Source organism: Arthrobacter sp. MMS24-S77 (assembly GCF_054888235.1).
This window is the reverse complement of sequence record NZ_JBTZRN010000001.1, coordinates 3,987,354-4,000,770: the sequence shown is the minus strand read 5'-3', so window position 1 is coordinate 4,000,770 and position 13,417 is coordinate 3,987,354. Positions and strand designations below refer to the sequence as shown.

The 13,417-nt window shown below is 64.1% G+C and carries 11 protein-coding genes and 1 pseudogene; all 12 read right to left on the bottom strand.

The genetic code is table 11. The features are described from left to right. Positions 1-12: 12 nt before the first annotated feature. Positions 13-1,080, bottom strand: coding sequence for a DUF917 domain-containing protein (locus ACX5I4_RS18375; RefSeq protein WP_441433257.1), 1,068 nt, complete (start codon positions 1,078-1,080; stop codon positions 13-15). Beyond that, positions 1,073-2,631, bottom strand: a pseudogene (locus ACX5I4_RS18370) (hydantoinase/oxoprolinase N-terminal domain-containing protein). The gene ACX5I4_RS18375 and the pseudogene ACX5I4_RS18370 overlap by 8 nt, the downstream one beginning before the upstream one ends. Before the next feature lie 63 nt (positions 2,632-2,694). Next, complete coding sequence (locus tag ACX5I4_RS18365) at positions 2,695-4,038, bottom strand: purine-cytosine permease family protein (RefSeq protein WP_461837916.1); 1,344 nt, start codon at positions 4,036-4,038, stop codon at positions 2,695-2,697. A 261-nt stretch (positions 4,039-4,299) separates the two neighbouring features. Next, on the bottom strand, positions 4,300-5,256 hold the full coding sequence (locus ACX5I4_RS18360; protein WP_461837915.1) for a carbohydrate ABC transporter permease: 957 nt from the start codon (positions 5,254-5,256) through the stop codon (positions 4,300-4,302). Between the two features lie 11 nt (positions 5,257-5,267). Further along, positions 5,268-6,224 (bottom strand): carbohydrate ABC transporter permease, encoded by a 957-nt coding sequence (locus ACX5I4_RS18355; RefSeq protein WP_461837914.1) that lies wholly within the window; start codon positions 6,222-6,224, stop codon positions 5,268-5,270. Positions 6,225-6,246: 22 nt separating this feature from the next. Beyond that, positions 6,247-7,209 (bottom strand): phosphodiesterase, encoded by a 963-nt coding sequence (locus tag ACX5I4_RS18350; RefSeq protein WP_461837913.1) that lies wholly within the window; start codon positions 7,207-7,209, stop codon positions 6,247-6,249. Between the two features lie 44 nt (positions 7,210-7,253). After that, positions 7,254-8,054 carry a tyrosine-protein phosphatase gene (locus tag ACX5I4_RS18345; RefSeq protein ID WP_461837912.1) on the bottom strand — a complete coding sequence of 267 codons (801 nt, stop codon included), beginning with the start codon at positions 8,052-8,054 and terminating at the stop codon, positions 7,254-7,256. 45 nt (positions 8,055-8,099) lie between these two features. Further along, positions 8,100-9,452, bottom strand: a complete 1,353-nt coding sequence (locus ACX5I4_RS18340) for an ABC transporter substrate-binding protein (RefSeq protein ID WP_461837911.1) — start codon at positions 9,450-9,452, stop codon at positions 8,100-8,102. Positions 9,453-9,552: 100 nt separating this feature from the next. Beyond that, positions 9,553-10,704 (bottom strand): ABC transporter ATP-binding protein, encoded by a 1,152-nt coding sequence (locus ACX5I4_RS18335; RefSeq protein WP_461837910.1) that lies wholly within the window; start codon positions 10,702-10,704, stop codon positions 9,553-9,555. 161 nt (positions 10,705-10,865) lie between these two features. Continuing rightward, positions 10,866-11,756 (bottom strand): MurR/RpiR family transcriptional regulator, encoded by an 891-nt coding sequence (locus tag ACX5I4_RS18330; RefSeq protein WP_461837909.1) that lies wholly within the window; start codon positions 11,754-11,756, stop codon positions 10,866-10,868. 100 nt (positions 11,757-11,856) lie between these two features. Then, positions 11,857-12,330 carry a sensor histidine kinase gene (locus ACX5I4_RS18325; protein ID WP_461837908.1) on the bottom strand — a complete coding sequence of 158 codons (474 nt, stop codon included), beginning with the start codon at positions 12,328-12,330 and terminating at the stop codon, positions 11,857-11,859. 222 nt (positions 12,331-12,552) lie between these two features. Beyond that, positions 12,553-13,389 carry an alpha/beta fold hydrolase gene (locus tag ACX5I4_RS18320; RefSeq protein ID WP_461837907.1) on the bottom strand — a complete coding sequence of 279 codons (837 nt, stop codon included), beginning with the start codon at positions 13,387-13,389 and terminating at the stop codon, positions 12,553-12,555. Positions 13,390-13,417: the final 28 nt, after the last annotated feature.

The window sequence follows — 13,417 nt, the reverse complement described above, 5'->3', positions numbered from 1 at the left end:
GGCACGGGCGATTCAGCCGATTGGCATGTACTCGTGGTGGTAGCCGAAGTAGCCAGGTCCCACCAGTTCGAGCGCAGCATCGGTGCGCCAGCGGGGGTCGCACGGGGCAGCGAGGACCGTGACACGGACACCGTAGCGGAGCATCTCCGTGGTGACTGGCTCGCCGGAATCCGTGTCTAGGACACAGATGAGATCCGGGACGCTGGCCACCACTTCGCCGTCGCGCCGCGCCACGAGGTGTTCGTTCTGGAAGGCGAGTTCGAAGCGCGAGCCCAGGTCCTCGCCAACGCCATCCAAGTGTGCCTCGCCTCGTGCGAAACCGGCCTCCGTCCTGCGCTGGATGTCCACGATCTTGCCGGTGAACAGCTTCTTGCCGCGCAGCAGCTCCGTGGCCACCGCGACGGGATCCCGGTGCTGCTCGCGGGCTTCTCGGATGCCGGTTCCCAGCCGTTCGCACAAGGTGATGGTTCCGGGAACCATGAGCTCCTTGATTTGCTTACCGGTCAAGACATACAGGCTGACCGCGGCGGTGCAGCCCATCTCGATAGTTACGGCGCGGGCCAAGCGTTCGGCCCAGGCATTATCGACGGTCTGCAGTGTAATCGCATTTCCGCGTTCGTCCGCCATGGTCATGGGGCTTGCGTGGACTCCGCTGAGTGTCGGCAGGACCATTTGAAGTTCCGGGAAGGCGCGCCCCATGGCGTCAGCATCAACTAGCGGCAAACCCAGTTCCGCCGCGGCAACAAAGGGAGTCACGGAGTTTAGGCCGCCTGCCTCGATGGAGACGGTGTGCGTGACGCGCTTGCCGATCAGTTGCTCGACGGCGCGCAGCGCGTTCGTGGCTTCGTCGCCGGCCGGCATCTTCTCCAGCATCACGGTCGGTGCGCCCATGAGCGCGACGGGGACTACGACGGCGTCGTCCGGCAACTCGTCGACGTCGAGCAGTATCACCGGACCGTGCTGGCGAAGCGCCTGCTCGGCCAGGAGCCTGCCCACGTAGGGATCGCCGCCGCCGCCTGTGCCCAGCACAGCGGCTCCGCGGGCGATGTCCGACATTTGGGTTTCGTCAATTTCACGCATTGTTGCCTCCAAGAGCCAGGTTGCCGACTGCCTTGACCCGGATGCGCGTAGCGTTGCCGGGCAAGTACGCCAAGGGAACTTCTTCGATGTCCACGATCGAGACCGAATCGGGGCGTGCGCCGGCCGCGATGGCACGGTCGGTGGCTTCCTGCCGCGCGGCGTCGAGCACTGAATCGCGGCTGCCGGGATCCACAGAGAAGACCCGGTCCACTTCGCCGCCCACTTGCGCGATGGCGGCGCCGATCGCATTGGCAACGGAACCATGCTCGGGCCGCAGCACTGCCGAGGCGCCGGCCAGGTTGTCCGGAACCAGGAAGCCGCCGCCGCCGACCACCACCACGGGCACAGGTTCGGCCGAGGTCCGCATGCGGTCAACGGTTTCAGCCGTCCGCGTAGCGATGCTTTCCAGGGCGGCCCGCACCATTGCGGGGTCAAGCCCTGCGACGCGGTCGTTGTCACCGAGTTGGATCAGGCCAGCGGCTGCGGCAACGTCGGTGGCCGTCAGGGTATCTCCGCCGAACAGCAAGGCACGTTCGGTCAACGCGTAGCCGACGCTGCCTGGGCCTACCTCGACCCTTCCGTCGAGCGAGCGGACCAAACTGCCACCGCCAATTCCAATGGACAGCACATCAGGCATGCGGAAGTTCGTCTGTACCCCGGCGACCGCGACGTCGGTGGAAGCCTCGCGCGGGAAGCCAGACTGGAGGATGCCGACGTCGGTGGTGGTGCCGCCGACGTCGACCACCGCGCAGTCCTGCTCTCCGGAAAGGAACGCGGCGCCGCGCATCGAGTTGGTGGGGCCGGACGCGAACGTGGCCACGGGGTACCTGCGGGCGTAGTCGATGTCCATCAGGGTGCCATCGTTCTGGCTAAGGTATACGGGAGCGCTGATGCCCGCTTCGGCAACGGTGCGGCTCAGGCCCGAGGTGACGTGATCGGCGAGGTCGCGGAGTGCCGCGTTGATGATGGTGGCATTCTCGCGGCCGAGCAGGCCCATCCGTCCGATCTCGTGGGAGAGGCTGACGGACAGCTCCGGGTATTCGCTGTCCACGATCTGTGCTGCCCGCAGCTCGAACTCGGCATTGATGGGGAAAACACCGAGGACAGGGCGATGGAGCGGGCCCCTGCATCCGCGACCTTGTCCAGGACTTCCCGGAACTCGCGCTCGTCGAAGGGGCTGATCTGGCGACCGTCGTACTCGTGGCCGCCGTGGCAGAGGTAGCTGTGTCCGCCGAGGACATCCACCAAGCGGCGCGGCCAGTCCACCAGGGGCGGCAGAGCCCGGGTGGCCGGAAGTCCGAAGCGGATGGCCGCCGTCGGGGTCAGGTTCTTGCCCTCCACGAGCGCGTTGATGAAGTGCGTCGTGCCGATCATGACGGCGGCTACGTCGCCGGGATCGAAACTGGCCGCTTCTCGGAGTTGCCGCAGGGCGCTGACGATTCCGCTGGTGACATCTTCGGTGGTGTGGGTCTTGGTGGCAGCCAGGACGCTGCTGCCATTCATGAGGACGGCGTCGGTATTGGTGCCGCCGACGTCTATGCCGATGCGCATCATGGTTGATTCTCCTTTGATTTCGGGTTCAGGGGCAGCCGGGTTCGGCGTCAGGGTGTGGCCCTAGGAGGCGGCAGGTTCCGGGACGGAGGCGGGTTCGTGGTCCGGGTAGGTCTTGGTGCTGCCGATGCCCCGGATCAGGCCAAGTCGCCCTGCGACGGCGTAGAGGATGAAGGCGATGAAGAGGGAATTGATGGACGGCAGTCCCCAAGCCACGAAGTATCCGATGACGGAGGCGAGTACCCAGATCACGATCGTGGCGGGTACCCAGGCGGGAGCATGCTCAGGCAAACGGCCGAGCTTGCGGCTGGATTCCAGTTCAGGGCGCCATTTCCGGACCACGAAATACTCGGCCACCATGATGCCCGCGATGGGTGGGAAGACCACGCCGAGAAGGATAAGGAAGTCCGTGAAGTGTCCCAGGATTCCGGCAGCGCCCAAAACCGTACCGATGAGGCCGACGGTGAGGGTGACGGCACCGCGGTGCAGTTTGCGTTTCATGGTGCGGTCGGCAAAGTTGACGATGCCCAAGGACGCTGCGTAGAGGTTCCAGTCGTTGATCTTGAGCGTCGCGGTGATGACGATCAGTGTGCCGATGAAGCCCGATGTCGATGTGACGATCGCTACGACGTCGTTGGTCTTGAGCGCCAACGCCAGGAGGACACCGATGAGGCCGATGACGTACTCGCCGAGGGTGATGCCGAGGACGGTCTGCTTGACGACGTCCTTGGCGGAGCGGTTGAAGCGGGACATGTCCGGCGTAATGACCGCGCCAACGATGAAACCGCCCGCCACGATCGTGGTGCCTTGGATCAGTGTGAGTGTGGGTCCTCCGGGTGATGCCGTGAGGAGGTCGCCCAGGCTGTGCTTGGACAATTCGGCAATGATGGACCAGCCCGCGAGCAGGAGGAAGGCCGGTACTGCGACGTACGCGGTCCAGGCCATGGAAGCCATGCCGAACATGACGATCAGGGTGACCAGCACGCCGAATATCAAGGCCCATGCCCACGCGGGCAGGACTCCGACGAGGTTGGCCAACCCTTGCGCGGAGACGGCGTTCTGGATGCCGAACCAGCCGATGGCACTCAGGCTGATGGCGATGCCGATCAGCGATGAACCGGCTCCGCCGAAGCCGGTCCATCGGGCCAGTACCGACGTCGACAGGCCTTCGCGCTGTCCAGCGATACCAGTGAAGATGGTGACGATTTCGAGGATGACCGAGCCGAGAGTGATGGCGAGGACGGCGCTCCAGAAGTCCATGCCGAAGCCGAGGGTGGCGCCCAGCAGGAAGCTCGCCAGGGAACTGAGCTGGCCGAAGCGCTGGGTCGCTACGGAGAACCAGTGAAAGCGTGCGGATGCGGGTACCCGTTCAAGTGCATAGTCATCGTGGCCGACTGCTGTTGCCATCGGGACCTCCAAGGATTGTGGGTTGGGGAGGTCTTCAAGATATGCCGGAATGTGGGACGCATCACGGGGCGTGATGCCCTGTTTACGAACGGTAACAGGGCATCATGCATTTCCTGGCACCCAAGACGCTCGCTCACCTTTGGGGTTGTTTTTCGAAACCGTCGCTCACATCTAGTGAGCGAGCGTTTCCGGATTTGTCCCTTTATGTGAGCGAGCGTCGGTGGAAACGGCGCTATATGTGAGCGAGCGTCGGGGCCAGGGCTACTTCAACCCCGAGCGGACAAATGCATCCACCACGTATCGCTGCAAGAAGATGTAGATCAGGAAGATCGGCAGACAGGCGAGCGAGGACGCTGCCATGATGGCGCCCCAGTTGTTGCCTTCGGCGCCGAGGAACCCTCGGATGCCTACCTGGATCAGGGCATCGGACTTCTGCATGATCAGCGAAGGCCACAAGTATTCGTTCCAGGCGCTGATGAACAGCATGATGCCCAGGGCTGCCAGCGCTGGCCGGAGGTTCGGGACAACCACTTCCCACAGCGTCCTCCAGGATGACCGACCATCCATCTGGCTCGCATCCAGGAGGTCTTTCGGGAAGGCCTCAAGGTGCTGGCGCAGCATCATCACCGCGAAGGCCGAGCACAGCTGCGGGATGACGACGCCGGTGATGGTGTTGAGAAGGCCCATCTGCGAAACCAGCAGGTAGTTGGGAATCATGGTGACCTGGAAGGGCACCAGCCAGGACCCCACAAACAGCAGGTACAGGGCCTTCTTTCCGATAAAGTCCCAACGCGCAAAACCGTAGGAAGCCAGGATGGCCACGAGCAATTGGGACACCGCCAACGTCAGTGCCATGCCGAAGGTATTCGCCAGCATGCCCGCGATGGGGATGGTCTTCAGGACGTACTGGAAGTTCTCCATGCTCAGGGGTCCCGGCAACGGGTTGGTGGACAAGGCGTCCGACGACGGACGGAAGGCCGTGACGAACATCCAGTAGATGGGGAAGATCGAGACGATCGCCAAGGCGATCAGGAGAACGTGGCTGGGTACTGACCGCAAAGACCCAAGCGGCAACGACGCAGACCGCAGGGACGCAAACCGCAGGCGACCGCGCTCGGCGGCAGGCGCCGTCGTCGGCTCTGAGACTTTCGTCGGCCCTGAAAGTGGAGCGTCCAAGGAACCAGGCTGGGCCGGCGGGGCGATGGTGATGAAGGCCATGGTGGTTCTTTCTAGTTGTCGTAGAAGCTGAGTCGCTCCGAGAGTTCCACGAAGACCAGGGCGATCAGCCCGAATCCGAGGAAGAAGAGCGTGCCCGCCGCGGAGGAGAGGCCGGCGTCGAAGTTCCTGAAGCCGAACTGGTACAGCAGGTAGTAGATGTTGGTGGACGAATTGCCCGGACCGCCCTGCGTCACGAGGTCGATGATGGGATATGTCCATTGCGCGGACAGCAGGATGGTCATGAGCGAGAGGAACACCAAGCTCGGCGAAAGTAGCGGAATGATGATCCGCCACGTGATCTGCCGTCCGCTAGCGCCGTCGATCGATGCGGCGGCGGCATAGTCGGGGCTGATGCCTGCCAGCCCGGCCGAAACCACCAGCACGCCGAAGCCGAGCATCTGCCAGCCCACGATGACAATCACTGCCATCATGGAACCGTCGGGATCACGGAACACATTGCCCATCGGGGCGCCCAAGGCGGCGGCGATGGCGGGAATCGTCCCGCCTTCGGGAGCGAACAGCCATCGCCAAATCGCGCTGCTGGCAACCGGAGTGATGAGGAACGGCACGAAAATCAGGGCCTGGTAAGCGGTGCGGGCCTTGCCCTGGACCTTGCGCGATAGCAGTGCGAACGCGAGCGGCAGCGCCACGGAAATACCCAGGAACGCCAGGATGTATAGGCCCGTGTTGATGAGGGCCTGGTGGAGCTCGGGCAGGCTCAGGACCTTCGCATACTTCTGCACGTCAACGTACTGCTTTGGCTTGGTGGGGATCAGGTTCCAGTCGTTGAAGGACAGGTTGACGGTCTGTCCCAATGGCCAGTACGTCCAGACGAGCAGCAGGACGACGGCGGGCAGGATGTAGAGGTAGGGGCTCAGGGCGCGGCGCTTGCGGCGCCGGGTAACCGAGCGCCCGGCCGGGCCGGCAGTGGCGATGCGCCCTGCCGGCCCGGCGGTCTCGATGAACATTCTGTCGGCTTCCTTTCGGTGCCTAGCGGGTGCTGCCGGCGAGCTCGCCGGCCGTTTCGGCGCCGTCGGTGGAGGGCTCGACGTCGGACGCCTTGCCAGGGGCGGTCATGGCGGCGGTGGCTTCTTCGAGGGTCATCTTCTGGAAGGCTGCCATCTGCTCGGCGGTAACGCTGTATACCGTGGAGAATTCGCCGATCGGGACAACCGAGCTGAGCATCTTGTCCTGGTAGAGGTGGATCAGGTTGAAGGCCTGTGCGCCGTTCTGGCCGCGCATCGACTTCGGGGCAACGTTCAGGTCCTGCGTGTAGCACGTGGCCGAGGCGACCGTCACGGGAGCCCCCGCGAAGGTGCTGAAGGTGGAGTAGTGCAGGTGGCCAGCCAGGATGCCGCGGACGTCGGTGCCTTCGATGACCTTCTCGAAGCGGCTCTGCTCACGCAGTTCGAACATGGCCATCATCTCCAGCGGGCTGGGGACCGGCGGGTGGTGCAGGGCGATGAGCGTGCCGTGCGGGGCAGGGGTGGCCAGGACATCGGACAGCCAAGCGAGCTGCTCGTCGGAGATTTCACCGTGGTGCTTGCCCGGAACGGTCGAGTCCAGGGCGATGATGCGCAGGCCGTTGACGTCGTGGACCATGTCCACGGATTCCTCACCCGCGTCGGAATCAAGGAGGCCCGAACGGAAGGCGGTACGGGCGTCGTGGTTGCCCATGACCCAGACGATCTTGGCGCCGAGCTCCTCGGCGACGGGCTCGACGATGTTGCGCAGGCGGACGTAAGCGTCGGGGCGACCGGTGTCAGCGAGGTCGCCGGTGAACACCAGGGCTTCGGGCTTGACCTGGGCCTTGACGAAATCGCGGAACAGCTGGCGGAGGTTCTCGTCGCTGTCCACGCTGCCGTGCAGGAGCTCATTGTCGGCCACAAAGTGGGTGTCGCTGATGTGGAGGATGAAGTGCTCGGGGGCGGGGTGCTGAAGTTCGGCGCTCATGGTCTTGTCTCCTTGTATTTTTCTGCAGTAAGTAGTGGTGGTTCTTAGCGGGTGGAGCTGAAGGTCAGGACGTCCGTGAGCCGGTCGACGTCGGCGTCGCTGAAACCGTGGGCCTGCAGCAGGCCGGTGGCGCTGCCGTACGTCTCGTCGACCAGGTCAAGCGTGGTTTCCAGGACGGTGGCGGGGCTCGCGGAGATGATTTCCTGGAGGTCCTCGCCGATGCCCGCAAGGCCCGGGTGGCTGGAGGCGGCGGCCATCATGGCCTCGCTCCATTCGCCGCTCAGGTTCTCCTCGCTGGCTGTGTAGTCGAGGATCACCTGCTCGCGGTCCACCCCTGCCGCCAGGAGGGCCAGGGCAACGACGACGCCGGTGCGGTCCTTGCCTGCCGTGCAGTGCACGAGGACCGGTTCCGTTCCGGAATCCGCAATGAGGCGAACAGCGTCGGCAAGGCGCTGGGCGTGGCTGCGGATCATGAGCCGGTAGATGTCCACGAGGGTGGTGATCTCCGCGGTACCCGGGACGTTACCCTCTTCGAAAATCGGGTTGTGCCTCGTGCAGACGGCGAGTCCGTCAAGGTTGCTGGGGGACTTCGCCAGCTCGGTGCGGTCCCGCAGGTCGATGACCAAGCGGATGCCGAGCTCGGAGAATTGCCGGCGTCCGGCGTCGGTCAGTCCGTGCAGTGCGTCCGAGCGGTACAGCTTTCCTTCGCGGATGGTCCGCGGTGCGGCCGCATCGGTCCGCGCGGTGGCGGCATAGCCTGCCGTGCTCCGGAAGTTGTAGGTGCCCTCCACGGGGTAGGGGCGATTGCGGGTTCCGAAGACTGCGTCCTCGGTAGTGGTAGTCACAGCTGGTGTCCTTCCGGATGGGTCATGGAAGCGGGCGGGAAGTGCCTAGGGAATCAGGTCCTGGGCACGCTTCTGGGCGTCGGCCATGGTCGTCTTTGCGTCCTTGCCGTAGTAGACGACGTTCTCGACGGCCTTGCCGAGGATGTCGTCCACCTGTACGTAACTGTTGCCAGGGTAGGAAACCCACGGCTGGAGGCGGTCGAGCTGGGCGAGGTTCGGGGCCAGGAGCGGGTTCTTCTGGGCCCAGTCGTAGAGGGAACCACCGGCAGCCGTCAGCGAGGTACGCAGTGGCAGGTAGCCGATCTTGGTGGAGATCTGCTCGTAGGCGTGGTCGCTGGTCATGAACTTGATCAGTTCCCACCCTGCGCGCTGCTTTGCAGGGTCCTGGGAGAGGATGAAGAGCGCCGAGCCCGAGTTCGTGGGGACGGCCTGCTTGGTGCCGAACTGCGGCATGGCGGCGTTCTTGAGCTGCCAGCCGCCCTTCGACGAGGCCTGCATGAGCGAGCCCTGGAGTGCCGAGGTAGTGAGGAGGAACGTCGAATCACCCTTCGCGAGACCTTCGGACTGGGCGCTGCTGTCAGCATTGCGCAGCACGCCGTCCTTCGTCAGCTGTGCGAGCTTGGTGACGGTGTCGATCGCGGCGTCCGAGCCGAAGCCGACGGTCTTGCGGTCATCGGAGAGGACCTGGGCGCCGTTGGACTTGAAGAGGCCCTGCATGCACCAGTTGCCGCCGATGCTGGTGCACGAGATGTCCAGCGACGGCTTTCCGGTCTTCGCGGAAACGGCCTTCGCGGCCGCCTCAACCTTGTCCCACGTGGAGAGATCCGGGTTGGTCACTCCGGCGTCGGCGAGCTTGGTGGAATTGTAGAAGAGGACCGGGGTCGAGAAGACATACGGGATGCCGTAGGTCTTGCCGTTCCAGTCCGCCAGGTGTTTCGCGTTGGGGTGGAAAGGGTGGGCGCCCCCGAGCGCCTGGTCAACGGCGTCTTTGCCGACGAGGTCGCTGATCGGCTGGGCACCGAGCTGGGTGGCGGCGAAGTCCAGCGAATCGAACGTCAACTGTGCGACGTCCGGCGCGTGGCCCGCGAGGAGCTGGGTCTGGACGCTGCTGACGGTGTTGGAGCCGACGGCGCCGCCGCCCTGTGGTGCCTGCGCGGTGACGTGGATGTTCGGGTGGGCCTTCTCGAAGTCGGCTAGGAGGCCTTTGACGGTATCGGTCCAAACGCCGGCCTGGGCCAGGTTGTAGCTTTCGAAGGTGATGTTTACTTGCTGATCGGACTTCAGCTCCGGGATCTGGTTGGTCACGGTGCTGGCCTGGGACGTGCCGGAGCAACCGGCGAGTGCCAATGCGGCTGTGCCGGCAGCGATGGCCAGTGCAATTGAACGGAGAGGGCGCACAATACTTCCTTGTTTGCTGGGTTGGGCAGTTTGCTGGGTTGGGCAGTTTGCTGGGTTGGGTGGGTTGCTGATTCCGGGTTGGGGTCCGGAAGAGGGGAGGCTAGACCGATGCGGTGGGCTGCGCCGAGCTGGCAGCGGACGCGTATTTCGCGTCTGCCTGCCATTCGAGGCGGCGGCCGCTTGTCCGGTCAAAGAGGTGGAGGTTCCTGGCGTCGGCGCTGAGAACGACGGCGTTGCCCGGCTCCCAGTGCAGGCCCCGCGGCGCGCGAACGGCTACGCGGTTCTCGCCTACCCGGCAGTAGATGACTTGTTCGCTGCCGAGGTTTTCGGCCAGGTCAACGATGCCCCGAAGGGCTGCTCCGGAGCTCGGCGCGGCTGCGGAAGAACCGGGTGCGTGGATGCTCAAGTGCTCAGGGCGGATGCCCAGCACCACGTCCCGCTGGGGTGTTTCTCCGTCCCACAGCACGGCTTCCACAGAGGGCGCCATGACAGTGATGGAGCCATTGCTGGTGGAAAGCTCGGCATCGATCAGGTTGGTGGCGGGGGAACCCAGGAAGCCCGCGGCGAACACGGATGCCGGCTTGTCGTAAAGCTCTTCCGGCGTGCCGAGCTGCTCGAGCTGGCCTCCGTTGAGGAGCGCGATCTTGGTGGCCATGGTCATGGCTTCCACCTGGTCATGCGTGACGTAGATGAATGTGGCGCCGAGGCGTTTGTGCAGTCCGGCCAGTTCCTGCCGGGTTGCAGTGCGGAGCTTGGCGTCCAGGTTGGACAGCGGTTCATCCATGAGGAAGGCCTTGGGTTCCCGGACCAGCGCCCGGGCTACGGCAACGCGTTGACGCTGGCCACCGGACAGTTCCTTTGGCTTGCGGTCCAGCAAGTGACCGATTTCCACCATCTCGGCCACGGCTTCCACGCGCTTCTTGACTTCTTGCTTGTCGGTGCGGCGCACGTGGAGCGGGAATGCCAGGTTCTTGGCAACGCTCAGGTGCGGGTACAGGGCGTAGCTCTGGAACACCATGGCCAGGTCGCGCTTCTTGGACGGGGCGGTGGTGATGTCCGCTCCGTCCAGTTCGAGCGAGCCCGACGTTGGTTCCAGCAGGCCCGCGATCATGCGGAGCAGGGTGGTCTTGCCGCAGCCGCTGGGGCCGAGCAGGACGAGGAAATCACCGTCTTCAACGGTGAGCGATACGTTCTTTACCGCCGACACGTTCTTGAATGAACGCGACAACTGGTTGAGCACAAGTCGGCCCACGAGCACCTCCGGGGAAACGATGTTTCCTAAATCGAATTATTTAGGAAACGTCTTACCCTTGAAGGGTGGGGCTCGATTATTAACGGTCGGTGCGGAGTTGGTGAACTCGCCGTGCGCGGACAGGAAACAGTTGAAACCGCCCGCGCGTTTCGCTCCGAACGCTATTCCGGGTTCTCCACCATGTGCAGGACTTCTTCGAACACGGCGGACCGGGCGCGCTCGACGTCGGGGGAGTCCGCGGTCACCGCAGCATGCAGAGCGGACAGCACCAGCATCTGGACGATGTTGCCAATCGGCAGCTGGTCGTTCCACGAATGGAATTCCGCCCCGGCCACGAGCGTGTGGGTCGAGAGAGCCGCGAGCTCGGATTTCGCGTAGCTGGTCACCCCGATCACCGTTGCCTTGCGTTCAGCCGCGATCCGGGCAGAACCAATGGTGAAGGAGTTCATTCCGCTGTCGCTCACGGCGATGCAGACGTCGCCTGCGGAGAGGAGTTTGGCGGAGATGTGCTGCGAAACAATGTCGGATGGCGCTTCGCATTGCACGCCAGCGGACAGGAACCGCAGGGCGAGCGATTGTGCGGGGGCGAGGGACGCGCCATTAGCCACCACCAGCAGGCGCCCACCCTGGCGGATTGCTTTCACTGCGGCGTCGAAGGCCTCGAAGTCCAAAGATCCTAAAGCCCCGCGGATATCCTGGGACGCCCGCGAAAAGATCCCCGAGACCAGGTGTTCGGAGGATCCGGGTTCGCCCGTTGCCCCGGAGTCCTCCTGCTGGATGCTGTCCCTCGCCGCGGCGCCAAGATCGCGCAGCAGGACCTGGCGCAAGTGTTGGAATCCGTCAAAGCCCATGCTCTTGCACGCCCGCACGATCGTGGCCGGTGACGTCCCGGTCTGCGTGACAAGGTCCGCCACGGACATCCTGGCCACGGTTTCCGGGGAATCGAGGCACAACTGGGCCACGCGCTGTTCGCTGCGGGCCAGCGACGGGAAAATCGACTTGATGTGAGCGCGGGAACCGCCCAAGGGCGGCTCGGACTTGTACGGGGTCATTGGCCTTTCATACCAGATTCACTTGAATAGTGAACCAGCAGCGCCGAAACCGGTGACAACGGGGGGTGCCTCCCGCCGTCGTCGGGCGCTGGACCTAACGTCAGTCGAGCGGCAGGGTGACGGTAACGCAGGTACCGTTGCCCGGCCTGGAGACGACGGAGACCTCGCCGCCCACCTCATTGACGGCGATGGACATCAGGCGGAGCCCGAAGCCGTGGTGCCCGGCTGCGGACGTGGCCTGGCCGTCGAATCCGGCGCCGTTGTCCGTGACGGTCAGCCGGATCCCGTGGTAGACGGCGGCAAGCCGGACGGTGATGTCGTGGGCGTGCGCGTATTTGAATGCGTTGCTGAGGACTTCCTTGGCCGCGTGGTAGAGCAGGGACGCTGAGCCGGACGAGATTTCAATCCCATGGTGCGGCGTTTCCCAATGGACCTCGGTCCCCTGGCGGCGGAGCGGTGCAGCCAAGCGGTCGATGCAGCCAGCGAGCCCCAAGGTGTGGAAGTCAACGGGTTGCTGATCGGTGATAACGCCGTTGATGGCGGTAACCTCGTCCAGAGCTGTTGCTGTCTTCATGGCCGGTCCTGCTTCCCCTTGCAGCTTTGGTGCTTTCGCCGGCGGGTGGATCCGCCTCTGCTTGAATTAAGAGTGGACCCCGGGGCTTAAGGTTCCCGCGATATTTGCTCAGTTTCGTCCTAATTTTTTGTCAGGAATCTTCAAGGTTGCCCAGGCGAAAGAAATGGACGACGACGGCGGGTGCCGCCCGCCGTCGTCGTCCTTGTCGTCCGCTGGGTCGCGCTACTTCGCGAGGAAGCCCAGCAAGGCCTGGTTGATCTCGGCGCCGTGCGTCCACAGCAAGCCGTGCGGGGCGCCGTCGATCTCCACATACTCGGCGCTGGGGAGCGCTTCGGCGAACCTGCGACCAGTGATGTCGCTGGGGAGGATGTGGTCCTCGGTGCCGTGGACGATCAAGGCAGGAACGTCGATCTTGGGGATGTCGGAGCGGAAGTCGGTGAGCCAGGTGGGCTGGGCTGCCACTGAGGCGTGGGCACCTGATTGGGCTGCCAGGTTCCAGCTGGCCTTGACTGACTCCTGGCTCAGGCGCGGCGTTCCGAGGAAGGTATCGCTGTTGTAGAAGTTCTGGAAGAACTCGGTGAAGAAGGCGTAGCGATCGGCGGTGACGGCTCCCGTGAGGCCGTCGAACACGGACTGGGGAACTCCGCCGGGGTTGTCCTCGGTCTGCAGCAGGAACGGTTCCAAGGATGCGAGGAACACGGCCTTCGCCACCCGGGCGGAGCCGTAGGTGCTGATGTAGCGGGCCACTTCACCGGTGCCCATCGAGAAACCCACCAGGACGGCGTCGTTCACATCGATGGTGTTCAGGAGAGTGTTGAGGTCCGCGGCGAAGGTGTCGTAATCGTAGCCGACGGTTGGCTTGCTGGACTTGCCGAAGCCGCGGCGGTCGTAGGTGATGACGCGGTAGCCGGCGTTGAGCAGTGCGGCGGTCTGCTTTTCCCAGGACGAGCCGTCCAAGGGGTAGCCGTGGATCAGGACCACTGCCTGGCCGGTCCCGTGGTCCTCGTAGTAAATCTCGATCTCGGTGCTGTTTTCATTTCCGACGGTGATGTAAGCCATGACTACGGTCCTTTCGTAGCGAATCTTG